Genomic DNA, 26,209 nt, shown 5'->3' on the forward strand with positions numbered 1-26,209 from the left:
GTGACTGAGAACACTGACGTGATCGCCGCGGATGCCCCGGCCGAAGACTCCCCCACCCTCGACCAGCTCGAGAAGGAAGGGGACATCGCCGCCGACTACATCGAGGAATTCCTCGACATCTGCGACCTCGACGGTGACATCGACATCGATGCCCGCAATGGACGGGCCTACCTCTCCGTGCAGGCGACGGATGCCGACAACCTCAGGCTCCTGTCCAAGCCGGAGACCGTGAACGCGCTCCAGGAACTCACCCGCCTGGCCGTGCAGAACAAGACCGGTTCGTTTTCGCGGTTGATCCTCGACATCGGTGGATCGCGCGATGCCCGGCAGGCCGAGCTGGCTTCTCTGGTTGCTCGCGCGATCGAGCGCATCGAGGGTGGGGCCGCCGAGGCTTCCCTGCCGGCGATGTCCTCATACGAACGCAAGCTGGTGCATGACCTGGTCTCGGAGCACGGTTATGTCTCGGAGTCCAAGGGCGAGGGCCGTGACCGCCACACGGTCATCTCCGCCTCCTGACAGCACTCGAACCCGTGACTGAGATCCTCGAGGCCGAGCCGGCCGTCGCCGCCCACCTGTTCGGGGAACGGATTGACGTTGCGCGCGCCTACGCCCGCAATCTCGCGGACCAGGGCGAAGAACGCGGATTGATCGGCCCGCTCGAGCTTCCACGGCTCTGGAGCCGCCACATCCTCAACTGCGCAATCGTCGCTCCCCTGCTCCGGCCCGGCCTGGTCGGAGATGTCGGTTCAGGCGCCGGGCTGCCCGGCCTGGTCCTGGCCATCGCCCGACCGGACGTGTCCTTTGTCCTGATCGAACCGATGGAGCGTCGGGTCGCCTGGCTGACGGAGCAGGTCACAGCGCTCGGCCTGGTAAACACAACCGTGACCCGGGCGAGGGCCGAGGATGTGAGACTCCCCCAGCGCCTGGATCAGGTCACCGCGCGGGCAGTGAGTGCGTTCCGCACCCTGATCCCCCTCACCGCTCCCCTGCTCCGGTCGGGCGGAGAGCTGGTGCTGATGAAGGGTGCGGGCGCTCAGGGCGAGATCGAGGCCGCGGCGAAGGCCATCCGCAAGTATCATCTCGGCAATGTGGAGGTAATCACCCTTGGCGAGGGTGTGCTTCCGGACGTCACGAGGGTCATTAGGGCTACAGTTGATTAGTCCCCGATTATTGGCCTGAGCGACATTTTCGGGCAGATTCGGGGCCTCTGGATGGCTCATTAACCGTCGACTGCAAAGGTTTCACGTGAAACATCCTGGCGAAAACCAGCAAGGCACCAAGACCGCCCCAGGGTTCGACGACACCACTCCCCTGGCGCGCGAGATCTCCGAACTGACGCGCCGGCGGCAGGTGATCGCGGCCGAGCAGCTGCCGAAACCCGAGCAGACCCGCGTCATCACCATCTCGAACCAGAAGGGCGGGGTCGGCAAGACTACGACCGCGGTCAACCTCGCGGCGGCGCTCTCCAGGCAGGGTGCCCGCGTGTTGGTGATCGACCTCGACCCCCAGGGCAATGCCTCAACCGCGCTCGGCGTCGAACACCGGGCCGAGACTGCCAGTGTCTACGACGTCATCGTCAATGACATGGACCTGGCCGATGTCGTTCAGGAGAGCCCCGAGGTCGGCTCGTTGTACTGCGTGCCCGCGACCATCCATCTTGCCGGCGCCGAGATCGAGCTGGTCTCCCTCGTCGCGAGGGAGCAACGGCTCAGCCGCGCCCTCGCGGTGCACCTGAAGACGATGGACGATCCCTATGACTACGTCTTCATCGACTGCCCGCCGTCATTGGGCCTCCTCACCATCAACGCCTTCGTCGCCGCGCGCGAGGTGCTCATTCCGATTCAGTGCGAGTACTACGCCCTCGAAGGGCTCAGTCAGCTCCTCAAGAACATCGAACTCATCGAAAAGCATCTCAACCCCGAACTGACGGTATCGACGATCCTGCTGACGATGTACGACAGCCGCACCAACCTGGCCAACCAGGTGGCGCAGGATGTGCGGGACCACTTCCCGAACCAGGTGCTGGACACCCTGATTCCCCGGTCTGTGCGCGTTTCTGAGGCTCCGAGCTACGGCCAGAGCGTCATCAGCTACGACCTGAACTCCGCAGGATCGCTCTCCTACCTCGAAGCGGCAGCGGAAATCGCCCGACGGGGCGCGCCCCAGACAGGAGAACGACAGTAATGGCGAAGAGAACAGGCCTCGGCCGCGGAATCGGTGCCCTGATCCCCATCCAGGACGACCCGACGCTCGCCCGCCCGGTCGACGTGTTCTTCCCGTATTCCGAGGCGCTGCGGCCGGTTGAGACGGTGGAGTCCCAGGACCTCCTGCCCGTCCCGGGGGCGCGTCTCGCTCACCTCGATCCTGCGGACATCGTCCCGAACGCGCAACAGCCCCGGAGCGTCTTCGACGAGAGTGACCTGGCCGAGCTGGTGCACAGCATCCGCGAGGTCGGGGTTCTGCAGCCGATCGTGGTGCGACCGATCCCGGAGCTGCCGGGGAAGTATGAACTGGTCATGGGCGAGCGCAGGCTGCGCGCCACCAAAGAGGTGGGGCTCGACTCCATCCCGGCCATCGTGCGGGAGACCGCGGATGTCGACATGCTGCGCGACGCGTTGCTGGAAAACCTGCACCGCGCTCAACTCAACCCCCTGGAGGAGGCCTCGGCCTACCAGCAGCTCCTGGCCGACTTCGGCATCACCCAGGACGAACTCGCCCTCAAGATCGGCCGGTCACGCCCTCAGATCACGAACACCATCCGACTGTTGAAGCTGCCGGAGGCGGTTCAGCTTCGCGTCGCCGCCGGTGTGCTCACGGCCGGTCACGCGCGGGCCATCCTCTCGGTTCGTGACCCCGAGGGGATGCTTCGGCTTGCCGAGAAGATCGTCAACGAGGACCTGTCCGTGCGTGCGGCGGAGACGGCGGCCACGGCCGAACCTCGCCCGACAAAGGCGAAGCCCTCCGCCGGACGCAGGCAGGGGCACCTCGACGAGATCGCTGAGCACCTCGGTGATCGCCTCGACACGCGGGTGAAGATCCATCTTGGTGCACGAAAAGGCCAGATCACGGTGGATTTTGCTACTATCGGGGACTTGAACCGCATCCTGGGCGTCATTGGCGAACCGGGTTTCGGCGCGAGCTGATCGCTTTCGTCTTGTTTGGCGGTCAGGTGGCACCTGCTCGGCTTCGCTACTCCATTCCGGTGGGCACCTGGTCGATTCCGCACGCCTTACTGCCCATCACATGCCACTGCCGCACCGCCACCCGCCAGCGCCACCGCCACTCCCCCGCTCCCCGACTCCCCCACTCCCCGTGGCCGGGGGAGGCTCACGTCGGGGGCCGTGAGCCCTGGCATAGTTTCACGTGAAACATCGGTGCTGGAGGCGAGGGGTAGGGACGGTGCCAGTGCCGGGGTATTGCAGACTGAGGGAATTGGGCTTTCCCTGACAGTTGCGCCCGAGGGTCGCCGGCGCCCGTAGCATCATGATGACGCTCCGAGTGGATGGGTGAGGATTGGCTGCCCGGCGCCCTGTGGGCTTCAGGATCCATCGCAAGCCTCCATCCCGGCCGGCATTTCTTTTCGTTGAGGATCCGCGGTCCTATTCCCAGTCGGTACTGGCGGCCGCTGCTTCCTCGCTGCGCAACCGTTGCATGTCGACCTTGCCGAGGTCAAGTGTGCGGGGCGGCTGGCGCGTACGGTCGGCGGCAATCTGGTCTGGAAGGGGATCGTCCCAGTTGTCCGGGCGGATTGGCTGAGGATGACGGCCGGCAGGCGTCGGTAACGGCTGGCGAGGATAGACAATGGAACGCTTGGGGTATCCGGGTGTTGCACGTCTCTAGGGTCAATGACCCGGGGGTCATCCACGGAGACGATGGGCTGTAGCGCACCAGGACGGGGCTGCCCCGGTGCGGCAACGACGGAAGTGCCTGGCTGCTCGGCGCCCGCAAGAGTGCGCACCCGGACTCTCGCCCTGCACCACCCTTCCCCTCATTCGCCTTCCCGGCCCTGCCGCGCACTGCAACTCGCAGCGTGAGAGGCGGGGTGGGACACGGGAGGTTAGCGTGTTGCGTCTGTGTCTGTACCGGCTGGTGGGACTCAGGTCGGCGTTGAAGTCCTCGAAGTCGCGCCTCAACACCTTCGTCGGGGAACTCAACGGCGCCCGGCCTGCGGGAAGGCGAAGTGCGTGACCGAAGAAAAAGGATCATGGCAGAATTGCGGATTCGCAGATTGTCTGTTAAATGCTCGGGAATCGGCACAATTTGTCGAGAATCAGGAGAAATACGGTCCGAATGGATTCGCGTGGCGGGGCTTAGGATCAATCCTGGTGACGTGAAAAAAGGGATTCAGTGCGGTCGAATCCGGAAATTCGGGCGAATGGTGAGACGTCGTCAAGCGCCGGCAACGTCATCCGTCGATGACCGTCGATGTTTCACGTGAAACTAAGCAACGCGATAGTGCGGGAATCAGTTTCCGGCGAGTGCTGCCTGGGCGAGGGCTTCGTAGACGGCGCCGAGGGATTGCCCCGATGCCTCAATCGATTGCGGAACGAGGCTCGTCTCCGTCAGTCCCGGAAGCACGTTGGCTTCGAGGAACCATGGCGTGCCATCCTCATCGACGATGAGGTCGATTCGGGAGATGTGTCGCAGCCCGAGAAGAGTGTGTACTGCCACGGCTGTTTCGGCGACCCGCGCGGCAACCTCTGGTGAGATCCGGGCAGGCGCGTAGAAGAGGGTGTCGCCGGCATTGTACCTGGCCTCGAAACTGTAGACCCCGACGAGGGGAACGATCTCCACCGACGTGAGTGCCCTGGGTCCGTCACCCGTGTCGATCACGGTGACCGCGAGTTCGGTGCCGTTGACCTTCTCTTCGACGAGCGCCACGGAGGCGTAGGTATATGCGTCGACCATCGCGCGCGGCAATTCCGCCGACGTCTCGACGATGGTGACACCCTGGGCCGAGCCACCCTCGGCCGGCTTGACGACGAGTGGAGTCGGCAGTGCTGACAACACGTGCTCCAGCACGCTCGCGGCACCGAGGTCACGGAAGGTTTCCTTGGACAGGGCGATCCAGTCAGGCGTCGGGTAGCCGGCCCGACGGACGAGTTCCTTCGCCGTCGGCTTCGACCATGCCAGTCCCGCGGGGCCGCCGCGCGAACCGACGTGGGGAATCCCGGTCGTCTCGAGTAGGGCAAGGAGAGCGCCGTCCTCACCGGTCGCACCGTGAACCACGGGCCAGATCACGTCAGGGCGGCGATGCGTCAGGTCGGCCAGCAGCCCGGCTTGCGGGTCGAGCACGGTCACGGTGTGGCCGTGGCTGGTGAGTGCGTCCGCGACCCGGCGGCCCGAACGCAGTGAGACGTCGCGTTCGTGTGAGATGCCACCGGCGAGGACAATGATGTCGAGTTTAGCTAATTCGCTCATGATCAGGGTTTTTCCTTGTTCTGGCCGGTGCGGTGAGGGTCTAGGAGATGTCGGGTGGCGGCGAACTGAACCGCGATCTCTCCCGGTGTGGATTCAAGGACCCCGTTCCGGCGAAGGTGTCGAGCAGGTCGAGTTCATCGCGGATCACTGTAGCGAGGCGACGTATGCCAATTCGGATATGTTCGGGTGTCGGATAGCAGAAGGATAGGCGCATGTTCTGGCGACCGTCGCCGTCCGCGAAGAACGCCGTGCCTGGCGTGTACGCGACGAGCTCCTTGACGGCGCGCGGAAGCATGGCCTTGGAGTCGAGGCGGTCGGGGAGGGTGACCCAGACGTAGAAGCCGCCGTTGGGGTTGGTCCAGGTCAACTCGGGAAGGTATTCGTCGAGGGCGCTGAGCAGGGCCTTCTTCCGCTCGTGATACACGCCCCGGAAGGTGTTGATCTGGCCTTTCCAATCGGCGCTGGAGAGATACTCCGAGATGACAAGCTGGCTGAATGAGCTCGGGGAGAGCACGGCGGCCTCGTTGGCGAGCACGAGCTTCTCACGGATGGCGTGGGGCGCGAGCGCCCAGCCCACGCGGAACCCCGGGGCGAGGGTCTTGGAGAAGGTGCCGAGGTACACGACGCCGTCCTGTTCGAGTGAACGCATCGCATCCGGGGCCGGCTGGTCGAAGTAGAGCAGGCCGTACGGGTTGTCTTCGAGCACGAGGATGTCATTCCGGCGGCAGATCTCGAGGATCTCGATCCGGCGGGCCCAGCTCAGGGTGACTCCGGCCGGGTTGTGGAAGTTGGGGATCGTGTACAGGAATTTGATCGTCTTGCCTTCGGCCTTGACGCCGGCTATGTGCTCACGCAGCGCGTCCGGGATGAGACCGTGCTCGTCCATGGGGACATGGTCGACCTCGGCCTGGTAGGACTTGAAGATGACCATGGCCGTGACGTAGCTGGGTCCCTCCGAGAGCACGACGTCGCCAGGGTCGAGGAAGAGTTTGCTGACGAGCTCGAGGGCGTGCTGGGAGCCGGTTGTGACGACCACGTCATCGGCGTGGGCATGGATGCCTTCCAGGGCCATCACCTCGAGGATCTGCTCCCGGAGAGCGGGAACTCCCTGACCAGAGCCATATTGCAGGGCGGTTGGGCCTTGTTCGCGCATGACCCGTCCCATCGCGTTGATCACGAGGTCCGGCGGCAGAGCGGCCACGAAGGGCATTCCTCCGGCGAGGGACACCACCTCGGGGCGGGAGGCTACGGCGAAGAGGGCCCTGACCTCGGAGGCGCGCAGCCCCGCGGCTCGCTCGGCGTAGTGGTGATACCACGGGTCGAGATTGTTGCCGGTCTGGGGTGAACCCTGTCCTGTCACGTCACTTCCGTTCTGGTGTGGCTTCAATCGTAGGCGGTGTCGCGCGGGGGCCGGTCCGCACGGCGCCTTCCGGCCAGCGTGCAGGGGCGCTCGGGCCACGTGGGACGTTTGGTACGGAAAGACCCGCCCGGCTGGTGCCGGGCGGGTCTTCGCGTGTGCCGGCCTGAAGGCCCGGTGACTGGCCTAGGCCAGGTAGGAGGCCAGGTCGGCCACGAGGGCGACCTTGGGCTTGGCGCCGATGACGGTCTTGACGACCTCACCCTTCTGGAACACCTTCATCGCGGGGATGGACGTGATCTGGTACTTCGCGGCGAGGGCCGGGAAATCGTCGACGTTGAGCTTGACGATGTCGATCTTGTCGGCGTGCTCGCTCGCGATCTGGTCGAGGATCGGGCTGACGGCGCGACACGGGCCGCACCATTCGGCCCAGAAGTCGACCAGAACGGTCTTTTCGTTGTTGATGACTTCCTGGTCGAAAGTCGCGTCGGTAACGGCGCGTGCAGACATGTGGTTGCTCCTTAGTTGGTGACTGTTACGAGTTCGGTCTCGCCGGCGCCAGCCAGCAGGTCCGCGGGAAGGGAAGCGAGGTAGTGCTCGGCGTCGAGCGCGGCGACGGTGCCGGATGCGGCGGCCGTCACGGCCTGGCGGTAGGTCGGGTCGATGACGTCGCCCGCGGCGAAGACGCCGGTCTGGCTGGTCTTGGACGAGCGGCCGGCGACAGCGATGGTGCCCTCGGGGGTCAGGTCGAGCTGTGCGTGCACGAGGTGGGTGCGCGGGTCGTTGCCGATGGCGACGAAGACTCCGCCGACCGGGAGGCTGGTCTCCTCGCCGGATACGGTGTTGCGCAGGCGCAAGCCGTCGACGGCCTCGGCGCCGGTGATGCCGACGACCGCGGAGTTCCAGACGAATTCGATCTTCGGGTTCGCGAACGCCCGCTCCTGCATGATCTTCGAGGCACGGAGCGTGTCCTTGCGGTGCACGACATAGACCTTGCTGGCGAACCGGGTCAGGAAGGTGGCCTCCTCCATCGCGGAGTCACCGCCGCCGATCACGGCGATTGTCTTCTCCTTGAAGAAGAAACCGTCGCAGGTGGCACACCAGGACACGCCGCGACCGGACAGGCGCTCTTCGTCGGCGAGCCCGAGCTTGCGGTACGCGGAACCGGTGGCGAAGATCACGGCGAGGGCCTCGTGGGTCTCACCGGAACCGAGAGCGACGGTCTTGGTCGCGCCGGTGAGTTCGAGCGCCGTCACGTCGTCGTAGACGACCTCGGTGCCGAAGCGTTCGGCCTGCTCCTGCATCTTGGCCATCAACTCCGGGCCCTGGATCCCGTCGGGGAAGCCGGGGAAGTTCTCGACCTCGGTCGTGTTCATCAGTTCACCGCCGGCCTCGACGGAGCTGGCGATCAGCAGCGGCTTCAGGTTGGCGCGTGCGGCGTAGATGGCGGCCGTGAAACCGGCCGGTCCTGAGCCGATGATGATGATTTGGCGCACGCGGGGAACTCCTTCGAATCGGGGGCACGGCAGTGGTGACTTGCCTCGCTGCCGGGTACAACACATCCTAATCGGATGCTATTCCGTAACCCCGCTGCGCCCACAGCGCGCACACAGCGGGGCGCCGGGACGGTCCCGAGCCTGCTCGGCGGGAACCGCGCTCAGCGTCGGAGGCGGGCGAACACCGGGGCGAGGAAGCCGCGGAGTTCGTCGCTCCGCATCAGCAGGAGCAGTCCGAAGTAGACGGCCGACATGGACGCGCCGATGAGTAGCATCGCGGCGATGGCCTGGGCCTTCCCCGACAGGGCGAAGCCGTTCTCCTGCATGCCGCCGAGAACGAAGAGCAGCGCGAGACCGAGCACGATGGGCGGCACGGCGGCCACGAGGTACCTGACCAGGCTGCGGATGATGCGCCTGCCGTCGATCCCGCCGAGCCGCCGACGCAGCAGCCAGGCCGCGAATCCGGCCTGGGCGGTCCCGGACACCGTGACCGTGAGCGCGATTCCGGCCGCGATCCACTGGCTTGGCAGAAGGGCGCAGGCGAGCACTCCGACGATGACGAGAATCACCTGGAACAGGGTGAAGACGAACGGCGTGCGGGTGTCGCCGAGTGCGTAGAAGGTGCGCTGGATGACGAAGAGGATGCAGAAGGCGACCAGGCCGAGCACATAGGCGACGATCACGTTCCCGATACCCTGCACCTGGTCGAACCTGGAGACGAAGACCGCGGCGAACGGGTAGGCGCAGACGGCGATCACGGCAGAGGCGAGCACGATGATCAGCGTCGTTCCGCGGATGGCGGACGAGGCATCCGTGCGCACCAGGTCGAGTTTGCCCTCAGCGGCGTGCTCGCTCATCCGGGTGAAGTATGCCGTGGCGACCGAGACGGTGATAACCGAGTGGGGCAGCATGAAGATCAGCCAGGCGGTGTTCAGCACGGCGACGGACGCATCCGTGTCACCGGCCAGCGTGACGACCCGCGTCTCGACGATGCCGGCGAGCGTGGTGAGCAGCAGCATCCCGAAGGTCCAGCTCGCCATCTTGCCGGCCGCGCCGAGGCCGACCCCGCGGAAGTGGAAGTCGGGTCGGAAGCGCAGCCCGATCCGGTGCCAAAAGTAGAACAGCACGACTGCTTGCAGCACGACGCCAAGGGTGGCGCTTCCCGCCAGCACGGCGATCATGGCCGGGGTGAACGTGCCCGCCGCGCGTGCGCCGTCGGGGTCGGCGCCGTAAAGCGCGGCGAAGACGACCAGGCCGGCGATCGCGACGACGTTGTTGAGCACGGGGACCCAGGTGAACGGGCCGAAGGATCTGCGGGCGTTGAGCACTTCGCCGAGCACCGTGTACAGGCCGTAGAAGAAGATCTGCGGCAGGCACCAGAACGCGAAGGCTGTCGCCAGGGCCAGCGGACCAGGCTTGAGGTTTGAGCCGTAGATCAGCGTCAGCACCGGGGCGAGCGCCGTGGCGACGAGGGTGGTGACGCCCACGATGACGAGGGCGAGGGTGACGAGTTTGTTGATGTAGGCGGTGCCGCCGTCGTCGTGCAGGCTGGCCCGCACGATCTGGGGTACCAGCACAGCGGTGAGCACGCCGCCGGCGACGATGACGTAGACGGTATTCGGCAACTGGTTGGCGACGGCGAACGCGTTGGTGCTCTGGCCGACCTGGCCGATCACACCGGCGAGCACGATCAGTTTGATGAAACCGAGGATGCGGGACACGATCGTGCCGGAGGCCAGGAAGGCGCTCGCACGACCGATGCTGCCGGTCTTAGGCATGCGGCTCCGTCCCGGGATCGTTCGAGGAGGCCGTCGGAGCTCCGGCGGCGGCGGGGTCGGTGGCAGTGGCGGGCTCTTCGCGGTCCCGGCGTCGGCGCAGGATGTTGCGCCACACCCCGAAACCGAAGAACAGCACGACGGCGGCCGCGAAGATGAGCGAGCCCAGGCCCTCCCAGTCGGCGCGCACATTGATCGGGATCAGGGCAGGCTGGTCGATCATGGTGCCCGCCGGGGTGAACAGGGTCACCCGCAGGGTCACCGCTCCGTTCCCGACCGCCGAGGTCACGGGGACCAGCACGGTGCGGGCGGATTGCGCCTCGATGGTGGATTCGACGTCACCGCCCACCAGCAGGCGCCCGTTGGAGGGGACAACCTGCACGCGCACGGTGACGGCCTGGCCCAGGGCGTTGTCCAGCGTGACGGGGATGTCCACCTTGCTGCCGAGGACGTTGATCGGACCCTTGGTCGAGACCGAGACCGACCGCAGCAGGGCGGAGGAATCGACGAGGCTGGTGTCCACGGCATCCCTCCAACTGCCCGGCTGCGATGCCCAGGAGTTCGACAGCAGCGAGAGCAGGGTGATGCGGTGGTCGGCGGTCACCGTCAGGGGGACGGTCAGGGCCGAGGAGAACGCCACCACTTCGGCCTCCCGCACGAGCAGCCGTTTGGCGAGTTCGACGCGGTCGGCGGGTTCGGTGCGGCCCTCGAATTTGACGTCAACGGTGGTGGCGGAACGCGCGGCGGTGAGCGTGGCCGGGGCCTGCCAGGAGAGAGCCGCGAGGGCGTCGAGCGTCTGGCTGAGTCGGCCGGCGCTTGGTGGCCAGCCGCGATCGAAGGTGGCGAGCAGGGTGCGGGTCGTGCCGGGCTTCTCCGCCGAGACGACCGCGAGTTGCGAGCCGACTTCGGCCATTGCCTCACGCCAGGCGTCGTCGGACGTCGAGAGGGCGGCCGTGCGCAGGGCCTCCGAGAGCGGATCGTCCGCGACGAGTCCCGTTCCGGCCGCGGCGCCCAAGGAGACGGCGGTGTTCGGGGTGATGTCACCGTCGGACTGGGTCGCGTTGCTGCCGGCCAGGATCGTCGTGCTGAGGCCGCCGGCCGCAAAGACCGGGAGATCGGCGGCGGCAACGGAACCCTCGTGCGGCCAGCCGATGTCGGTCGCGGTGTAATTCCAGGCGAGCAGCTGTTCGGTGGTCGGGGCGGCTCCGCCGACCGGACCGGGCGGCTGGGTGGGGGTGGCGGACGGAGCCGGAACGCTGGAGGGAGCAGGAGGCGCGGTCGCCGTTGCCGTCGGGGTGCCCGTCGCTGTGGGAGTGGCGAACAGGGTGGAGTCGATCGCCTGGTCGAATGAGGTCGGCGCGAGGAGACTCGCGGCTCCGGACTGCGTCTGGAGGGCGAGGTCCGCATCTGCATAGCTGAGCGGGAATATCTCGTTTCTCGCCTGCGCCAGCCGGTCGAGCCAGGCAATCGCACCGGGCGGCGCCGAACTGCCCAGGATGCGAATGGACACGATGATCTGCGGGTCGATGGCAATGGCGACCGGCCGATCGATCACGCCTTCCAGCTGCCGGGTGAGCACGCCGGTCGGGCCGGTGAACGTTTCGAGCGCCTTCTCGGGGATCAGGCCGGTCGTCTGCTCAGGTGCCGTGATCGGCATGACCACGGCGACGTTCACCGGGGTCAGTTCCTCGTCGGAATACCAGATGAAGGTGCCACGGCCCTGGGCCTTGATGTCGCCGGTGTTGGTCAGGGTGACCGCGATCCCCCGAGCACCCCACGCGTTCCCGGCGGTGAGGCCCACGGAGTCGGCCGGCACGATGACCGTGATGATCTCGGTGCTGTCGGGCTGCACGGGGGCCTTCATGGCCTCGCTCTTCATGAGGTCGCCCGGCTTCCCGGCCTTCTCGGGGTGGAGCCAGTTGTTCAGCGCGGAGCGGCTGGTCAGCGCGCGATCGGCGAGGTAGAGGTCGATCGTGCCGGGGGCGATCGGGTCGGCAGTCCCGTTCTTGATGGTGACCGTGACGGTGAGGTCTTCGCCGACGCGCAACGGCTTCAATGACACCGGCGCAACGGCGATGCTCACCGAATTGGGGGGCACGGCACTGGTTGAAACGCGCGCCTGGCCGGTGGGACTTGCGGCGGGACCGGCGATGGCGGCGAGAGGCGTGGCCGCGGTCAGGACGAGGGCGAGGACTGCGCCGAGCAGTGCCCCGACCGGCCGACGGCGACCGGAGCGCGGTTCGGGGAGCGCAGGCCGACGCGCAGGAACTGAGTCGGCCACCATGTAGGGGATTCTACGGCGTGCAGGCTGGGATATCCGGCCCGGGGCGGGCGGCGACGCGCCCAGCAACTAACATGGGGGTCATGCAGAGCGTCGCGACAGCCCTCACGCGGCTGGGCGACCTGGCTGCCACTCCCCCGGTTTCGGCCCTGGCAAACGCGTTCGCCGCGGCCGGCCACGAGCTTGCCCTGGTCGGCGGACCGGTGCGTGACGCCTTCCTCGATCGTCCGATCAATGACCTCGATTTCACCACGGATGCCACCCCGGAGCAGATCCTCGAGATCGTGAAGCCCCTTTCCGACGCCCAGTGGGACATCGGCCGCGCCTTCGGCACCATCGGCGCCAGGGTCGCCGGCGAAACCGTGGAGGTCACCACCTATCGGGCCGACAGCTACGACGGGCAGAGCAGGAAACCGGAGGTTGTTTTCGGCAAGAGCCTCGAGGACGACCTGCTGCGCCGCGACTTCACGGTCAACGCCCTGGCCCTTCGACTGCCCGGACTCACCCTCGTCGACCCGGCGAACGGGATCGACGACCTGCTCGCCGGAGTGCTGCGCACCCCGATCTCGCCCGAGGTGTCCTTCGGCGACGACCCGCTGCGGATGATGCGGGCCGCCCGGTTCACCGCCCAGCTGGGCTTCCGCCTCGACGTCGACACCGCGGTGGCGATGGAGGCGATGGCCGACAGCATCCGCAACATCTCTGCGGAACGGGTCTGCGAGGAGCTGTCCAAGCTGCTGCGTTCCGACAGCCCGCACGTCGGCCTGGAACTGCTCGTCGAGTCCGGCCTCTTCGACCGGGTGCTGCCCGAGGTCCCCGCGCTGCGGCTCGAGGTCGACGAGCATCACCACCACAAGGACGTCTACCAGCACACGCTCACCGTGCTCGACCAGGCGATCGGCTACGAGAGGTCCCGCGGCGGTTTCGACGGGCCCGACCTGATCGTGCGGCTGGCCGCACTCCTGCACGACATCGGCAAGCCGGCGACCCGCAAACTCGAACCGGGCGGCGTGGTCAGCTTCTACCACCACGACCTGGTCGGCTCGAAGCTGGCCAAGAAGAGGCTGCGCGCCCTGCGCTTCGACAATGACACGATCGCGGCCGTCGCCAAACTGATCGAACTGCACCTGCGGTTCTTCGGCTACAGCGAGGGAGCCTGGACCGACTCGGCGGTGCGCCGCTACGTGCGGGATGCCGGCGACCAGCTCGAACGCCTGCACATCCTGACCCGCGCGGACGTCACGACCCGCAACCGGCGCAAGGCCGACCGCCTGGGCTTCGCCTATGACGACCTCGAGCACAGGATTCGCGTCCTCGCCGAGCAGGAGGAGATGGCCGCGGTGCGTCCGGACCTCGACGGCCAGGAGATCATGGCGATCCTCGGTGTGCGCCCGGGTCGCGAGGTGGGCGAGGCCTACCGGTACCTGCTCGAGCAGCGCCTCGATGACGGCCCGCTCGGCGAGGAAGAGGCAACCCGGCGGTTGCGGGCCTGGTGGGACGGGCGTGGCGAGTAGCCACTGGAGGAGTCACCCCGGCATCCGGCGGCGCAATACGGTCACCGGCGTTACTCGCTGAGAACTACCTTTTCGGTCGAACCCGACACGCGTGCCGGTCGGGTTCGACCGAAAAGGTAGAACCCGACGCCGAGAGGCTGGTCCTCCACAGGGGCCGACCACGAGCTGTTGTGCGCTGGGGGCGGCCCGGTCGGGTTCAGAAAAGCGCCGCGCCGTGACTATTGGTGGGTGGACACTCGCGACTTCCTGCATCCAACCGCCCTCACCCTGACGCGCCAGCGCAGTCTCGTTGGGATGGACGGGCGCGACCTCCGCCGTGGCCGGGACAAAGGCGAACAAGTCCGCATCTTGCGTGGCGTCTACGTGCCCACCGACGTGTGGAAGGCGGCCGACGACGACGACCAGTACCTGATCCGAATTCAGGCGGCCGTGCTCACGCGGCGGAGCCAACCGGTGCTGTCCCACCAGTCGGCAGCCCGGGTGTGGGGTCTGCCGATACTGAGCCGGTGGCCTGCCGAGGTGCACTTTCTCCTGTCCGCCGGGAGCAAGCGCAAGTCCCGAGCCGGGGTCGTCTGGCACTACGACCACTTCCGGGACGATGAGGTCGTCGAATTGGGCGGCTATCTGGTCACCAGCCGGCTGCGCACAATGGTCGATCTCGCTCGCACCATCCCATTCGCCTCCGCCGTGGCCAGTCTCGACGCCGGTCTTCGGGCGCCATACCTCCTGCCGGACGGAGAGCGCAGCGAGACGATTGCCAAGGAAGAGCTCCAGGAGGCCGTGGCCCGCCTCGGCTCAGCGCGCGGATGCCGCGCCGCCCGCGTCTCCGCCGACTTCGCCGACGGGCAGTCGGGTTCGACGGGAGAATCAGTCAGCCGTGCCAACATCCACCTCAGCGGGATGCCGGCACCCCTTCTCCAGGTCGCCTATCCGATACTCGGCGGCGGCGAGGACAGGGTCGACTTCACATGGGAGGCGCGCCACCACATCCGTCGGTTGCCCCTGCTCGGTGAGTTCGACGGGAAGGTGAAGTACACCCGCGACCAATACCTCGCCGGCCGAACCATCGAGGAGGTCGTCTGGATCGAGAAGGTCAGGGAGGATCGTCTCCGGGCCCCGAACCGGGGAATGGCTCGCTGGCTCTGGGCCGTCGCAGTGAGTCCGGCGCGGCTCCGAACCCTGCTCATCGCAGCCGGTCTGAGGCCGGAACGATGACAGGTGGTGGCCACTCCGCCCCTTTCGGTCGAAACCGACAGGCGTGCAGGTCGGTTTCGACCGGAAAGGTCGATCTCGGCGGATAGGGGGGGCGAGTGGCACGGGGGCGAGAAACGTCGGCGCGGAGGGCGCCGGGCCGGAGCGGTGGCGAAGGGCCGCAACATCCGGTAGTCTTGGCAGGTTGTCTGCGCGCCGGAATCCCGGCCTCCGCACTCGACACATGCACAACCCTCCTGTTGCAGAGATTCTGCAGCCGTTTAGTCCGAAGGAGGTGGGTTAGTCATGCATCAGTACGAGTTGATGGTTATCCTCGATCCCGAGATCGATGAGCGCACCGTAGCTCCCAGCCTTGACAAGTTCCTCAACGTTGTTCGCAACGACGGTGGAACGATTGACAAGGTTGACGTTTGGGGTCGCCGCCGTCTCGCATACGAGATCAACAAGAAGACCGAGGGCATCTATGCCGTCGTCGACTTCACCGCGAACGCTTCTGCGACGGCCGAGCTCGACCGCCAGTTGAAGCTGTCCGAGGCAGTCATGCGCACCAAGGTTCTCCGCGCAGAAGAAGGCATCGCCCAGGTCGCCGTCGCGAGCAAGCTTGCCGCCGAGAAGGCCGCCCGCAAGGCAGCCAACCCGAAGGTCATCGCAGCCAAGGCTGAAGCTGCCGCTGCCGCTCCCGCCGCCAAGGTCGCCGCATCCGTGAAGCCCGCATCGGCAGTCGCCGCCGCGGCCGTCAAGGCTGCTCCCGCCAAGGTCGACGCTCCTGCCGTGACGGAAGCCGACGCTCCCGACGCTGCCGCGCCCGCCGACAAGGCAAGCGACAAGTAGCCCATGGCCGGCGAGACCGTAATCACCGTAGTGGGCAACCTCACCAGCGACCCGGAGCTGCGTTACACGCAGAACGGACTGGCGGTTGCCAACTTCACCATCGCATCCACTCCGCGCAATTTCGATCGCGCATCGAGTGAGTGGAAAGATGGTGAGTCGTTGTTCCTGCGTGCGAGCGTCTGGCGTGAATTCGCCGAGCACGTTGCGGGGTCACTGACCAAGGGTTCCCGAGTCATCGCTACCGGGCGTCTCAAGCAGCGTTCGTATGAGACGAAGGAAGGCGAGAAGCGCACGAGCATGGAGCTCGAGATCGACGAAATTGGTCCGTCCTTGCGCTACGCCACCGCTTCGCTCACGCGCGCGCAGTCATCGTCCGCTCCTCGTGGCGGCGGCGCACCTGCCGTCTCCGGGAACGACGAGCCCTGGGCAGCCACCGCCCCCGCCGCGAACACCGGCGGAGACGTGTGGAACACTCCGGGCAACTTCAGTGACGAGACACCCTTCTAAGCCAGGCCCCCGGGCAGCTGGCTGAAAAACACTTCTTAAGAAAGTAAGGAAATCATGGCTGGAAAGTCGAGCGGCGACCGCCGCAAGCCGCTCCGCGGAGCTAAGGGTGGCAAGAATGCCGCTCCCGCGAAGTCGATCCGGGTTGGTGTCATCGATTACAAGGATGTCCCCACCCTTCGCAAGTTCATCTCCGAGCGTGGAAAGATCCGCGCCCGTCGTATCACCGGTGTCTCCGTCCAGGAGCAGCGCCTGATCGCCCGTGCCGTCAAGAACGCCCGTGAAATGGCGTTGTTGCCCTACGCCGGCTCAGGCAGGTAGGGAACCCACATGTCAAAAATCATTCTGACGCACGAGGTCTCCGGCCTCGGTGCACCCGGTGACATCGTCGAGGTCAAGAACGGGTACGCCCGTAACTACCTCTACCCGCAGGGGTTCGCCGTGTCGTGGACGCGCGGTGGCGAGAAGCAGATCGAACAGATCAAGGCAGCTCGCGTAGCCCGTGAGCACGCCACCCTCGACGAGGCACAGGCGCTCAAGGCCGCACTCGAGAACGCCAAGGTCAAGCTGGTCGTCAAGGCCGGCGAAGGCGGGCGCCTCTTCGGTTCCGTCAAGCAGACCGACGTCGCCGAGGCAGTCGCGGCTGCGGGACTCGGTGCCATCGACAAGCGCAAGATCGAGCTCAGCCCGATCAAGATGACCGGTGAGCACAAGGCAACGGTTCGTCTTCGTGACGAGCTCAGCGCGACCATCACACTGCTGGTGGTGGCTGCGAAGTAGGCATTGCCGAACGAAAGTAGCGGTGGGTTCCGAAAGGAGCCCACCGCTACTCCTTTTTAACCCGGCTGTATCCCCCTATTTCGGGGGCATTTCAGATGCTGAAAGCACAGTTTTGTACACAGGTGGCCCGTCAAAAACCCAAGGTTCAAGGCGTAGTTGAGACAAGTTTCTACACACAGCTGTGAGTAGTTTTAAGTGCTGGTCAAAGTTATTTTCTATCCACAAGCTCTTAAGTTGTCCACAGGGAAGTGCACAGCTTGTGCACACGACACACGGCGTTTCGCCCAGATTTCCCACAGCCTTATCCACAGGGTCGTTTGGTTGCTGTGAAGGCGCCTCCGTATCGTGGGCACGCGGCCGATTCATGGTGTGCACGGGGTGCGGACAGGTGTTGTCGGTGGGCCCTGCTAGACCAGCACCAGGAATAGAAGGAGGCACGGGTGTCGATCGCTCACTTGGGTCTGGCAGACAAGCGCGGAGCAGACGCGCGCGGCGGAGCCGAGACCCGGCACACGGAGCGCACCCTCCCCCACGACCTCCTCGCGGAACAGAGCGCCCTCGGTGGAATGATGCTGAGCAAGGATGCGGTCGCCGACGTCGTCGAGACCGTCCGGGCCGCTGACTTCTACATCCCCAAACACGAGATCATCTTCGACGCGATCCTGTCGCTCTACGCACAGGGCGAGCCGACCGACGTCATCGCGGTCACCGACGAACTGACCAAGCTCGGCGAGCTCTCCCGGGCGGGCGGCGCCGACTACCTGCACACCCTCACCAGCCTGGTTCCGACCGCGGCCAACGCGGGCTTCTACGCCTCGATCGTCGCCGAGCGGGCGCTGCTTCGCCGCCTGGTCGAGGCCGGCACCCGCATCGCCCAGATGGGCTACTCCGGCGAGGGCGAGGTGCTCGACCTGGTCAACACGGCCCAGGCCGAGATCTACGCCGTCACCGGCGGCACCGAAACTGAAGACTACGTGCCATTGACGGATGCCGTCACCGCCGCCATCGACGAGATCGAGGCCGCCAAGCTCAAGGACGGCCAGATGACCGGCGTGCCGACCGGCTTCGCCGACATGGACGAGCTCACCAACGGTTTCCACCCCGGTCAGCTCATCATCGTGGCGGCCCGCCCGGCCCTCGGCAAGTCCACCCTGGCCTTGGATTTCGCCCGGGCCGCGTCGATCAAACACGACATGCCGAGCATCTTCTTCTCCCTGGAGATGGGGCGCAGCGAGATCGCGATGCGCCTGCTCGCCGCCGAGGCATCCGTTCCGCTGCAGAGCATGCGCAAAGGGTCCGTCGACGCCCGCGACTGGACCACGATCGCGGCCACCCGCGGCCGCATCAATGACGCCCCGCTGTACATCGACGACAGCCCCAACATGACCCTGGTCGAGATCCGGGCCAAGTGCCGCCGGCTCAAGCAGCGCGTCGGCCTGAAGATGGTCATCATCGACTACCTGCAGCTGATGACCTCGGGCAAGAAGGTCGAGTCCCGCCAACAGGAAGTCAGCGAGTTCTCGCGGGCGCTCAAGCTGATGGCCAAGGAACTGCAGGTTCCCGTGATCGCGCTGTCCCAGCTGAACCGTGGCCCCGAACAGCGCGCGGACAAGATGCCGGCCATCTCCGACCTGCGAGAGTCGGGTTCGCTCGAGCAGGATGCGGACATGGTCATCCTGCTGCACCGCGAGAGCGCCTACGAGAAGGACAATCCGCGCGCCGGTGAGGCCGACCTCATCGTCGCCAAGCACCGTAACGGTCCCACCCGCACCGTGACGGTCGCGTTTCACGGCCACTACTCGCGCTTCGCCGACATGGTGCCGGGAGCCTAGCCGCCGCCGGGGCGGCGGGCGCTCCGGGCGGGCTTCCGGTCCGCCGGTCCTGCGCGAATGCCGACATTCCCGCACCGGTACGTGGTGGCGAGGCACATCCGCGGTCATATTCGCCGAGCGGCAAACGATCACCGCTACGCTACGAACGGGGCGTAAGTGCCGCGCAAGCGTTCGGAACGGTCCGTGCTCGCTCGTGGCTGGGCGCCACGGAGGAGGACGCGCGTGAAGGTTGGCATCGGTCGAGAGCGACATGAGGGCGAACGCCGCGTTGCGGCAACACCGGAGACGGTGCTCCAGATCACGGCGCTCGGAGTCGATGTTCTGATCGAATCCGGTGCCGGCACCGCGGCCGGCCATCCCGACGCCGCCTACACGGAGGCCGGGGCATCCGTTGTCGCCGAGCTGCCGCTCGCCGATCTCGACGTGTACTGCCACGTGCGCCCGCTCACGCCTGAGCGAGCGGCGCAGCTCCACCCCGACCAGATCACCATCGGCCTGGCCGCACCTGCGGCGGAGCTGCCCACCGTTGCCGCCCTCGCGCGGGCCGGGGCCACCGCCTTCGCCCTCGAGCTGGTGCCGCGCATCTCCCGGGCCCAGTCGATGGATGCCCTGACCTCCCAGGCGCTCGTCGCCGGCTACCGCGTCGTTCTCGAGGCGGCAATCCGGTTCCCCCGGTTCTTCCCGCTCTACATGACCGCCGCCGGAACGATTCCGCCCGCCCGGGTGCTCGTGCTCGGTGCCGGAGTCGCCGGCCTGCAGGCCATCGCCACCGCCAAACGGCTGGGCGCGCGCGTTTCCGCGTACGACGTGCGACCGGCCTCGGCCGACGAGGTCACCTCGATGGGCGGGACCTTCATCACCCTCGACCTGGACGCCATCGAGGGTGTCGGTGGTTACGCCCGGGAGCTCAGCGAAGACCGTTCGGTGCGTCAGCGCGAATTGCTCGCCCCGTACGTGGCTGCCGCCGATGTGCTCATCACCACGGCCGCGATCCCGGGCCGCCCGGCACCCCTGCTGGTGACGCGGGAGATGGTGGCCGGCATGCGGATGGGCTCGGTCGTCATCGACCTGGCCGCCGAATCCGGCGGTAACGTCGAAGGGGTCATCGCGGGGCAGGACGTCTCCGTGCGCACCAGCGCCGACGACGGCGTCGTCACCCTGGTCGGCATGAAGGACACCGCATCGACGATGCCGGCCGACGCATCCCGGCTCTACGCCAAGAACGTGGCCAACCTCCTCGCCCTGATGACGCACGACGGGCAGGTCACCCCCGACTTCACCGACGAGGTCATCGCCGGCTCCTGCCTCACTCATGCCGGGGAGGTCCGGCACGCGCCGACCGCCGCGGCCCTGACCGCCGCAGCACTGAACGGAGAACACTGATGGATCCCGTCACCCTGCTGACCGTCGTCGTCCTGGCGGTCTTCGTCGGCTTCGAGGTCGTCTCCAAGGTCTCGAGCACGCTGCACACGCCCCTGATGAGCGGCGCGAACGCCATCCACGGGATCATCCTGATCGGCGCCATCATCGTCGCCGGCCAGAGCCTGAACCCGTGGCTGCTCACGGTGGCGCTGATCGCCGTCGTGCTCGCGACGGCTAACCTCGTCGGCGGCTTCGTCGTCACCGACCGGATGCTCAAGATGTTCGCCCCCCGCAAACCGGCCGGCGCTGACGCGAAGGACGCAACGAAATGAGCCTGCTCTCCCCCGAGTGGACCGGCCTGCTGTATCTGGTCGCCGCGGTCTGCTTCATCCTCGCCCTCAGAGGGCTGTCGTCGCCGAAGACCGCCCGCCGCGGCAACCTGATCGGTGCCGGCGGCGCGCTGCTCGCCGTCATCACGGTGTTCCTCTCGGCCCGGATCGAGAACATCCCGGCCATCCTGATCGCCATCGCGGTCGGCTCGGCGATCGCCGCCCCGATCTCCCGTCGGGTCGAGATGACGCAGATGCCCCAGCTCGTCGCGCTGTTCAACGGCGTCGGCGGAGGAGCGGCGGCCCTCGTCGCCCTGCTCGAGCTGGGCAACAGCGACGGGCCGTGGGCGAAGGTCGCCGTGGTCTTCACGATGCTCGTCGGCGCCGTCTCCTTCTCCGGGTCGGCCGTCACGGTCGGCAAGCTGCAGGGCCTGATCAGCTCGCGCCCGCTCGTCTTCCCCGGGCTCGCCCTCGTGATGGGCGGGGTCACGCTCGCGGCCCTCGTTGCCGGCGGTTTCGTCGTCGCGACCGGCGCCGCGTTCTGGGCGGTCGTCCTGCTCGTGATCGGGCTCATCGTCGGGGCGCTGCTCGTGCTGCCGGTCGGCGGCGCCGACGTGCCGATCGTCATCTCGCTGCTCAACGCGTTCACCGGCCTCGCGGTCGCCGCCTCCGGCATCGTGCTCGGTAACCTGCTGCTCGTCGTGGCGGGCACCCTCGTCGGGGCCAGCGGTACCATCCTCACCCGGGCCATGGCGTCGGCGATGGGCCGGGGGGTCAGCGGCATCCTCTTCGGCGCGTTCAAGGGCGGCTCGACCGCGGGGTCCACCACCCAGAGCGACCGCCCGGTGCGCACGTCCAACCCCGAAGACGTGGCGGTGCTGCTGAACTACGCCCAGCGGGTCGTCATCGTGCCCGGCTACGGGCTCGCCGTCGCGCAGGGGCAGCACACGATCGCCGAACTGGCCACCACCCTTGAGGCGCGCGGGGTGGAGGTCGTCTTTGCCATCCACCCGGTGGCCGGGCGGATGCCTGGCCACATGAACGTGCTGCTCGCCGAGGCGAACGTGCCCTACGAGTCGCTCCGGGAGATGGCCGAGGTCAACCCCGAGTTCAAGAACACGGACGTCGCCCTCGTCGTCGGCGCCAACGATGTCGTCAACCCCGCCGCGAAGACGTCCCCCGGCTCGCCCATCTACGGCATGCCGATCCTCGACGTCGGCGATGCCCGTCAGGTGGTCTTCCTCAAGCGGTCGATGCGCCCGGGCTTTGCCGGGATCGAGAACGAGCTTCTCTACGACCCGAAGACCAGCCTGCTCTTCGGCGACGCGAAGGACTCACTGACCAAAATGCTCGGCGCCGTCAATGCCCTGTGACGGCGGGGGCTGTGCAGGCCGTCCCGGGCGGGCCGACCGGGGGCGCGCCGCGTAGACTGAACCAGTCCAAACCCGTTAAGAAAGAGGTTGCCGCGTGGCGAACGTCCAGGCAGTCAGCGCCGTCGGCGCCCGGTACTGGACGGTCCCGATCGTGCGCGCGGCACTCGCGCTCGTGCCGGCCGCCGCGATCACGTTCAACGCGAACCATTCGGCCGCATTCGGCCTCGTCGCATTCGGCGCCTTCGCGCTGCTCAGCGGCCTGGCCGTGGGCGTGCTCAGCCGCCGCACCCTGGCCGACCCGCGGGACCGCTCCTTGTTCCTGGTCCAGGGTTCCGTGGGCGTCACCGCCGGCACGATCGCCCTGGCCTTCCACGGCGGCGGACTCGGCTTCTTCCTCTACCTTGTCACCGTCTGGGCGGCCGTGACCGGCTTCGCCGAGCTGTACAGCGGCATCCGGGCCTGGCGCCGCGACCCGGGCGACCGGGACTGGATGCTGGTCGGCGCGCTGACCGCCGTGCTCGCCCTGGTCTTCCTGCTCCTGCCGCCCAACGCCGTCGTCTCGGTCGGCCTGCTCGGCGCCTACCTCGTGCTGCTCGGCGTCTACCTCGTCATCGCCGGGCTCTCGCTCAAATGGGCGACTCCCGTCGCGCGCGTCGACCCGGCTCCACCCAACGATTCGGACACCCTGTGACCCAGAACACACCCCCCAAGCCCAGCCGCTCCGAGCTCCTGAAGCCCCTCGAACTCGTCGGCCTGTCCGGAGTGATGGCGCTCTTCCTCGGGCTGGTGATCCTGATGAGCACGCGCGAACTCGTGCTGGCCATGATCGGCTTCGGCGTGACCTTCATCGTCGTACTCGTCGTGATCGCGATGCTCGTGCTCGGCATGAAGCCGAACGACGCGGAGAAGACCGACCTGGACGAGCAGAACAAGGGCCTCTGACCCGTTCGCGGCGGTGCGCCGCCACGCGGGCGCACGCCACCCGCGCAGCGGCGCAGCACCCGCGCGGCGCGTGACCGTCAGGGCAGGAAGTCGACCAGGGAGTCCGCGAGCCCGACGTACGCGGCAGGGGTGAGTGCGAGCAGCCGCGCCCTGGCGTCCTCGCCGATCTCGAGCCCGGCGACGAACGCGACCAGGTCGGCCTGGTTGATGCGTTTCCCGCGGGTGAGCTCCTTCAGCAGCGCGTACGGGTCCGCGATCGTGGACCGGCCCGCCGACACTTCCGCCCGGATCACGGTCTGGATCGCCTCGCCGAGGATCTCCCAGTTCGAGTCCAGGTCGCTCGCCAGCAGGGTGCGATCGATGTCGATCTCGCCGAGTCCGCGCACGATGTTGTCGAGCGCGAGCAGGGAATGGCCGAAGCCCACGCCGATGTTGCGCTGCGTGGTCGAGTCGGTCAGGTCCCGCTGCAGCCGGGAGGTGACGAGTGTGGCGGAGAGCGAGTCGAGGATCGCACTGGACAACTCGAGGTTGGCCTCCGCGTTCTCGAACCGGATCGGGTTGATCTTGTGCGGCATGGTCGACGAACCCGTTGCGCCGGCCTGCGGGATCTGACGGAAGTAGCCCAGGGAGATGTAGGTCCAGACATCCGTGGCCAGGTTGTGCAGCACCCGGTTGGCGTGGGACACCCGCGAGTAGAGCTCGGCCTGCCAGTCGTGGGATTCGATCTGGGTGGTGAGCGGGTTCCAGGTCAGGCCGAGGCCTTCGACGAACTCGCGGGAGACCGTTGGCCAGTCCAGGGCGGGGTCCGCGGCGACGTGCGCGGCGAACGTTCCGGTGGCGCCGCTGAACTTGCCGAGGTACTCGCTGGCGGAGATCTGCCTCTCCAGGCGCTCGAGCCGGTAGACGAACACCGCGAGCTCCTTGCCGACAGTGGTCGGCGTCGCGGGCTGGCCGTGGGTGCGGGCGAGCATGGCATCGGCCCGGTACTCCAGGGCGCGCAGGCGGAGGGCATCGATGGTGGCCCGGAACTTCGGCAGCCAGACCTTCCGGACCGCCTCGCTCACGGTCAGCGCGTAGGAAAGGTTGTTGATGTCCTCGCTGGTGGCCGCGAAGTGGGTGAGTTCGCTGATGTGGTCGAGGCCGAGTGCGGTGAGGCGGCGGCGGACCAGGTATTCCACGGCCTTCACGTCGTGGCGGGTGGTGGCCTCGAGCACGGCCAGTTCGTCGATTTCGGCCTGGCCGAAACCGGTGACCAGGGCGCGCAGCGCCGACTTCTGCTCCGCCGTGAGCGGGGCGGACCCGAACAGGCTGCGGTCGGTGAGGGTGATCAGCCATTCCACTTCGACCTGCACGCGGGCGCGATTGAGGCCGGCCTCTGAGAGGTACTCCCCCAGTTCGGTGACGGCAGCCCGGTAGCGGCCATCGAGTGGGCTGAGGACCTGAGGCGGTAGTGGACTCATCGGACTCCCTGTCTGATTGCGGGCGCGAGTTGCGCGAAAAGCGCGTGGTTTGCCCTCTCAATCATGCCTAAAACCGAGTCAAACAGCGCATCGTCGGAATAGTAGGGGTCTGGGACGTCGAGGAGGGGCGCCTGTTCCGGGTCGAAACTGAGCAGCAGACGCACCTTGCTGCGATCGTGATCGGTCGTCGCCCAGTTGTGCAGGATGCGCTCCTGCGCGCGGTCGAGCACGACGACAAGGTCGAGGTCGGCATACCAGTCCGGGTCGAACTGGCGGGCGCGGTGGTGGCTTCCGTCGTAGCCCTGGCGGGCGAGCGCGGCGATCGTGCGGTCGTCGGCCTGCTCGCCCACGTGCCAGTCCCCCGTGCCGGCGGAGCTCGTGGCGATCAGCCGGCCGAGGCCGGAGCGGGTGACCAGGTCGCGCAGCGTCACCTCGGCCATCGGCGAGCGGCAGATGTTCCCGGTGCAGACGAAGATGATCCGGAAGGGCGTCGACTCATCGGGGGTGAGCGCCGCAAAATTCATGCCTCCATTGTGGCCCCCTTTCCCCTCCTCCACACCCGCCCGGCGGACGGACATCGGGTGAATTCCTCGCGCGGCCGGCCGGCGCCGGCGCCGGGTGTGATTCGCTGGCAGCCGACCGGGGAGGTGCCACCGTGATCCAGACCGGTTCGATCGTGCTCGTCGACCCCGCCCGGCGCGAGAGACGGCTGGCCGAACTGCGCCACCGGCGGATGCTGCTGCGCGGGCTCCGTGACGACGTCGACCTCGCCTGGCGGGGGCTGCTCCCCGCCGACGTCGACGGTTCCTGGCGGTCGGCGGCCCAGCGCGGCTACTCCGAACGTCGCCGGGAACTCGCGGACGAACTCTGCCGGGCCCGCCGGGACCTCGAGGACGCGATCACGGCCATTGAGGCGGCGATCGCCGCGATCGCGGCGTCGGCGTGACCGGGCGCGGGGTGCCCGGCGGCGAGGAGGGGGGCTCCTCCACCGAGCTGATCGTCTCCGGCGGCGGCAGCCTGGTTGCCACGGATGTGCTGCTGGCCGAGGCGGTGACGCTGCGCGCGCTGCAGGCCGCGGCAGGCGGCTGGCGGGAACGGCTGGAACGCATCCGGTTCCTCGACTCTGAGCCGGTCCCGGCCCCGCAGTGGTCTGACTCTGACGTCGGGCTGAGCGTGCTCGAGGCCGAACGCGCCATCAACGCGGTCGGAGAGCGGAGCAGGGCCCTGGCCGACGCCCTGGTTTCCGCGGCAGAAGGTTACGGCCGGGCCGAGCGGTCGGCGGAGTTCCTCGCCGGGGTGGGCGGGGTGTGGCTCGGTTACGCGATCGGCCGGGTCGCCCCGTTCCTCGCCCTGGCTGCGGTGCCCGCCCTCACCGCCGGCGCGGTCGGCTGGCTCCTCGGCAGCCTGACGACGGGCGGCCGCGCGAGGGATGCGCCCGGGACGGCGGCACGGTGGTTCGCCGAGAACCCGCGGGCGCTGACCAACCCCGTCGTGGCCGCAGCCCTGCGCGTGCTCGTCTCCTCGGTCGACGACGCCGCGGCCGGCGTGACGGCGATGCCGTTCCCCGTGTCGTTCGCGCTCGGCGACCAGGGTGCCGGGCTGTTCGGCGTGACGACTTCCGCGGCGGGGGCGCTGGCTGTCGCCCGCCCGCTCGGCCTGCTCAGGGAGACCGGGGTCACGGTCGGCCGGGTCGGCCTGCCCGCGCCGGCCCGTCCGCCGACCGGGTTCGGCGACCTTGCC

At 67.5% G+C, this 26,209-nt stretch carries 25 protein-coding genes and 1 pseudogene; 18 read left to right on the top strand and 8 right to left on the bottom strand.

Features of this window, described 5'->3' with window-relative positions:
* The 4 genes from E3T48_RS07785 (at position 1) to E3T48_RS07800 (ending at position 3,143) form a co-directional block, all read left to right on the top strand.
* Complete coding sequence (locus E3T48_RS07785) at positions 1–516, top strand: Jag family protein (RefSeq protein WP_134523441.1); 516 nt, start codon at positions 1–3, stop codon at positions 514–516.
* Positions 517–530: 14 nt separating this feature from the next.
* A complete protein-coding gene (gene rsmG / locus E3T48_RS07790) occupies positions 531–1,160 on the top strand; it encodes a 16S rRNA (guanine(527)-N(7))-methyltransferase RsmG (RefSeq protein ID WP_134523443.1) in 630 nt (209 codons plus the stop codon).
* Between the two features lie 85 nt (positions 1,161–1,245).
* Complete coding sequence (locus E3T48_RS07795; RefSeq protein ID WP_134523445.1) at positions 1,246–2,184, top strand: ParA family protein; 939 nt, start codon at positions 1,246–1,248, stop codon at positions 2,182–2,184.
* Positions 2,184–3,143, top strand: a complete 960-nt coding sequence (locus E3T48_RS07800; protein ID WP_134523447.1) for a ParB/RepB/Spo0J family partition protein — start codon at positions 2,184–2,186, stop codon at positions 3,141–3,143. The genes E3T48_RS07795 and E3T48_RS07800 overlap by 1 nt, the downstream gene beginning before the upstream one ends.
* Positions 3,144–4,464: 1,321 nt before the next feature.
* Here E3T48_RS07800 and E3T48_RS07805 read toward each other — a convergent pair.
* The 6 genes from E3T48_RS07805 to E3T48_RS07830 form a co-directional block, all read right to left on the bottom strand.
* A complete protein-coding gene (locus E3T48_RS07805) occupies positions 4,465–5,421 on the bottom strand; it encodes a D-alanine--D-alanine ligase family protein (RefSeq protein ID WP_134523449.1) in 957 nt (318 codons plus the stop codon).
* A 40-nt stretch (positions 5,422–5,461) separates the two neighbouring features.
* The gene (locus E3T48_RS07810; protein ID WP_134523451.1) at positions 5,462–6,781 is read right to left on the bottom strand and encodes an aminotransferase-like domain-containing protein; all 1,320 of its coding nucleotides are present in this window, start codon (positions 6,779–6,781) and stop codon (positions 5,462–5,464) included.
* A 183-nt stretch (positions 6,782–6,964) separates the two neighbouring features.
* Positions 6,965–7,288 (bottom strand): thioredoxin, encoded by a 324-nt coding sequence (gene trxA / locus E3T48_RS07815; RefSeq protein ID WP_134523453.1) that lies wholly within the window; start codon positions 7,286–7,288, stop codon positions 6,965–6,967.
* A gap of 11 nt (positions 7,289–7,299) precedes the next feature.
* Complete coding sequence (gene trxB / locus E3T48_RS07820; protein WP_134523455.1) at positions 7,300–8,274, bottom strand: thioredoxin-disulfide reductase; 975 nt, start codon at positions 8,272–8,274, stop codon at positions 7,300–7,302.
* A gap of 161 nt (positions 8,275–8,435) precedes the next feature.
* Entirely contained in the window at positions 8,436–10,052 is a 1,617-nt protein-coding gene (gene murJ / locus E3T48_RS07825; protein ID WP_134523457.1) for a murein biosynthesis integral membrane protein MurJ, read from the bottom strand.
* Positions 10,045–12,333: a DUF6049 family protein gene (locus tag E3T48_RS07830; protein ID WP_134523458.1), complete on the bottom strand. Its 2,289-nt coding sequence runs from the start codon at positions 12,331–12,333 to the stop codon at positions 10,045–10,047. Before E3T48_RS07830 ends, murJ begins: the two co-directional genes overlap by 8 nt.
* An 80-nt stretch (positions 12,334–12,413) precedes the next feature.
* Here E3T48_RS07830 and E3T48_RS07835 point away from each other — a divergent pair, with 80 nt between their 5' ends.
* The 12 genes and pseudogenes from E3T48_RS07835 to E3T48_RS07890 all read left to right on the top strand — a co-directional run bounded on the left by E3T48_RS07835 (position 12,414) and on the right by E3T48_RS07890 (position 23,009).
* Positions 12,414–13,844 carry a CCA tRNA nucleotidyltransferase gene (locus E3T48_RS07835; protein ID WP_134523460.1) on the top strand — a complete coding sequence of 477 codons (1,431 nt, stop codon included), beginning with the start codon at positions 12,414–12,416 and terminating at the stop codon, positions 13,842–13,844.
* A 228-nt stretch (positions 13,845–14,072) separates the two neighbouring features.
* Positions 14,073–15,059 (top strand): type IV toxin-antitoxin system AbiEi family antitoxin domain-containing protein, encoded by a 987-nt coding sequence (locus E3T48_RS07840; protein WP_134523461.1) that lies wholly within the window; start codon positions 14,073–14,075, stop codon positions 15,057–15,059.
* A 282-nt stretch (positions 15,060–15,341) separates the two neighbouring features.
* Positions 15,342–15,710: pseudogene (gene rpsF, locus E3T48_RS17515) on the top strand (30S ribosomal protein S6); the annotation flags it as partial.
* Positions 15,711–15,890: 180 nt separating this feature from the next.
* Positions 15,891–16,394 (top strand): single-stranded DNA-binding protein, encoded by a 504-nt coding sequence (locus tag E3T48_RS07850; RefSeq protein ID WP_134523465.1) that lies wholly within the window; start codon positions 15,891–15,893, stop codon positions 16,392–16,394.
* 54 nt (positions 16,395–16,448) lie between these two features.
* Positions 16,449–16,712, top strand: a complete 264-nt coding sequence (rpsR, locus tag E3T48_RS07855; protein ID WP_035835236.1) for a 30S ribosomal protein S18 — start codon at positions 16,449–16,451, stop codon at positions 16,710–16,712.
* 9 nt (positions 16,713–16,721) lie between these two features.
* On the top strand, positions 16,722–17,171 hold the full coding sequence (rplI, locus tag E3T48_RS07860) for a 50S ribosomal protein L9 (protein WP_134523467.1): 450 nt from the start codon (positions 16,722–16,724) through the stop codon (positions 17,169–17,171).
* Between the two features lie 440 nt (positions 17,172–17,611).
* Positions 17,612–19,003: a replicative DNA helicase gene (dnaB, locus tag E3T48_RS07865; protein WP_134523469.1), complete on the top strand. Its 1,392-nt coding sequence runs from the start codon at positions 17,612–17,614 to the stop codon at positions 19,001–19,003.
* A gap of 222 nt (positions 19,004–19,225) precedes the next feature.
* A complete protein-coding gene (locus E3T48_RS07870; RefSeq protein ID WP_134523470.1) occupies positions 19,226–20,386 on the top strand; it encodes a Re/Si-specific NAD(P)(+) transhydrogenase subunit alpha in 1,161 nt (386 codons plus the stop codon).
* A complete protein-coding gene (locus E3T48_RS07875; protein ID WP_134523472.1) occupies positions 20,386–20,697 on the top strand; it encodes an NAD(P) transhydrogenase subunit alpha part 2 in 312 nt (103 codons plus the stop codon). The genes E3T48_RS07870 and E3T48_RS07875 overlap by 1 nt, the downstream gene beginning before the upstream one ends.
* Complete coding sequence (locus tag E3T48_RS07880; protein ID WP_134523474.1) at positions 20,694–22,067, top strand: NAD(P)(+) transhydrogenase (Re/Si-specific) subunit beta; 1,374 nt, start codon at positions 20,694–20,696, stop codon at positions 22,065–22,067. Before E3T48_RS07875 ends, E3T48_RS07880 begins: the two co-directional genes overlap by 4 nt.
* A gap of 94 nt (positions 22,068–22,161) precedes the next feature.
* A complete protein-coding gene (locus E3T48_RS07885) occupies positions 22,162–22,758 on the top strand; it encodes a DUF308 domain-containing protein (RefSeq protein ID WP_134523476.1) in 597 nt (198 codons plus the stop codon).
* Positions 22,755–23,009, top strand: a complete 255-nt coding sequence (locus E3T48_RS07890) for a hypothetical protein (RefSeq protein ID WP_134523478.1) — start codon at positions 22,755–22,757, stop codon at positions 23,007–23,009. The genes E3T48_RS07885 and E3T48_RS07890 overlap by 4 nt, the downstream gene beginning before the upstream one ends.
* Before the next feature lie 77 nt (positions 23,010–23,086).
* On the opposite strand, the gene purB is transcribed toward E3T48_RS07890, so the two are convergent.
* Positions 23,087–24,469 (bottom strand): adenylosuccinate lyase, encoded by a 1,383-nt coding sequence (gene purB, locus E3T48_RS07895; protein WP_134523480.1) that lies wholly within the window; start codon positions 24,467–24,469, stop codon positions 23,087–23,089.
* Positions 24,466–24,993, bottom strand: a complete 528-nt coding sequence (locus E3T48_RS07900) for a low molecular weight protein-tyrosine-phosphatase (RefSeq protein ID WP_134523482.1) — start codon at positions 24,991–24,993, stop codon at positions 24,466–24,468. The genes purB and E3T48_RS07900 overlap by 4 nt, the downstream gene beginning before the upstream one ends.
* A gap of 131 nt (positions 24,994–25,124) precedes the next feature.
* On the opposite strand from E3T48_RS07900, the gene E3T48_RS07905 reads away from it, so the two are divergent.
* Both E3T48_RS07905 and E3T48_RS07910 read left to right on the top strand, forming a co-directional pair.
* The gene (locus tag E3T48_RS07905; protein WP_134523484.1) at positions 25,125–25,415 is read left to right on the top strand and encodes a hypothetical protein; all 291 of its coding nucleotides are present in this window, start codon (positions 25,125–25,127) and stop codon (positions 25,413–25,415) included.
* A partial coding sequence (locus E3T48_RS07910; RefSeq protein WP_198417640.1) for a serine/threonine-protein kinase occupies positions 25,412–26,209 on the top strand: 798 nt, incomplete at its 3' end. The genes E3T48_RS07905 and E3T48_RS07910, both read left to right, overlap by 4 nt.

The organism is Cryobacterium fucosi, from assembly GCF_004403515.1.
Lineage (GTDB): Bacteria > Actinomycetota > Actinomycetes > Actinomycetales > Microbacteriaceae > Cryobacterium > Cryobacterium fucosi.

Excerpts from the sequence above, each read along its gene's own strand:
- trxA (WP_134523453.1), bottom strand. The coding sequence starts at position 7,288 with ATGTCTGCACGCGCCGTTACCGACGCGACTTTCGACCAGGAAGTCATC.
- E3T48_RS07835 (WP_134523460.1), top strand. The coding sequence starts at position 12,414 with ATGCAGAGCGTCGCGACAGCCCTCACGCGGCTGGGCGACCTGGCTGCC.
- E3T48_RS07880 (WP_134523474.1), top strand. The coding sequence starts at position 20,694 with ATGAGCCTGCTCTCCCCCGAGTGGACCGGCCTGCTGTATCTGGTCGCC.
- E3T48_RS07900 (WP_134523482.1), bottom strand. The coding sequence starts at position 24,993 with ATGAATTTTGCGGCGCTCACCCCCGATGAGTCGACGCCCTTCCGGATC.
- E3T48_RS07850 (WP_134523465.1), top strand. The coding sequence starts at position 15,891 with ATGGCCGGCGAGACCGTAATCACCGTAGTGGGCAACCTCACCAGCGAC.
- purB (WP_134523480.1), bottom strand. The coding sequence starts at position 24,469 with ATGAGTCCACTACCGCCTCAGGTCCTCAGCCCACTCGATGGCCGCTAC.
- E3T48_RS07875 (WP_134523472.1), top strand. The coding sequence starts at position 20,386 with ATGGATCCCGTCACCCTGCTGACCGTCGTCGTCCTGGCGGTCTTCGTC.
- E3T48_RS07800 (WP_134523447.1), top strand. The coding sequence starts at position 2,184 with ATGGCGAAGAGAACAGGCCTCGGCCGCGGAATCGGTGCCCTGATCCCC.
- E3T48_RS07830 (WP_134523458.1), bottom strand. The coding sequence starts at position 12,333 with ATGGTGGCCGACTCAGTTCCTGCGCGTCGGCCTGCGCTCCCCGAACCG.
- E3T48_RS07805 (WP_134523449.1), bottom strand. The coding sequence starts at position 5,421 with ATGAGCGAATTAGCTAAACTCGACATCATTGTCCTCGCCGGTGGCATC.
- murJ (WP_134523457.1), bottom strand. The coding sequence starts at position 10,052 with ATGCCTAAGACCGGCAGCATCGGTCGTGCGAGCGCCTTCCTGGCCTCC.
- rpsR (WP_035835236.1), top strand. The coding sequence starts at position 16,449 with ATGGCTGGAAAGTCGAGCGGCGACCGCCGCAAGCCGCTCCGCGGAGCT.
- rplI (WP_134523467.1), top strand. The coding sequence starts at position 16,722 with ATGTCAAAAATCATTCTGACGCACGAGGTCTCCGGCCTCGGTGCACCC.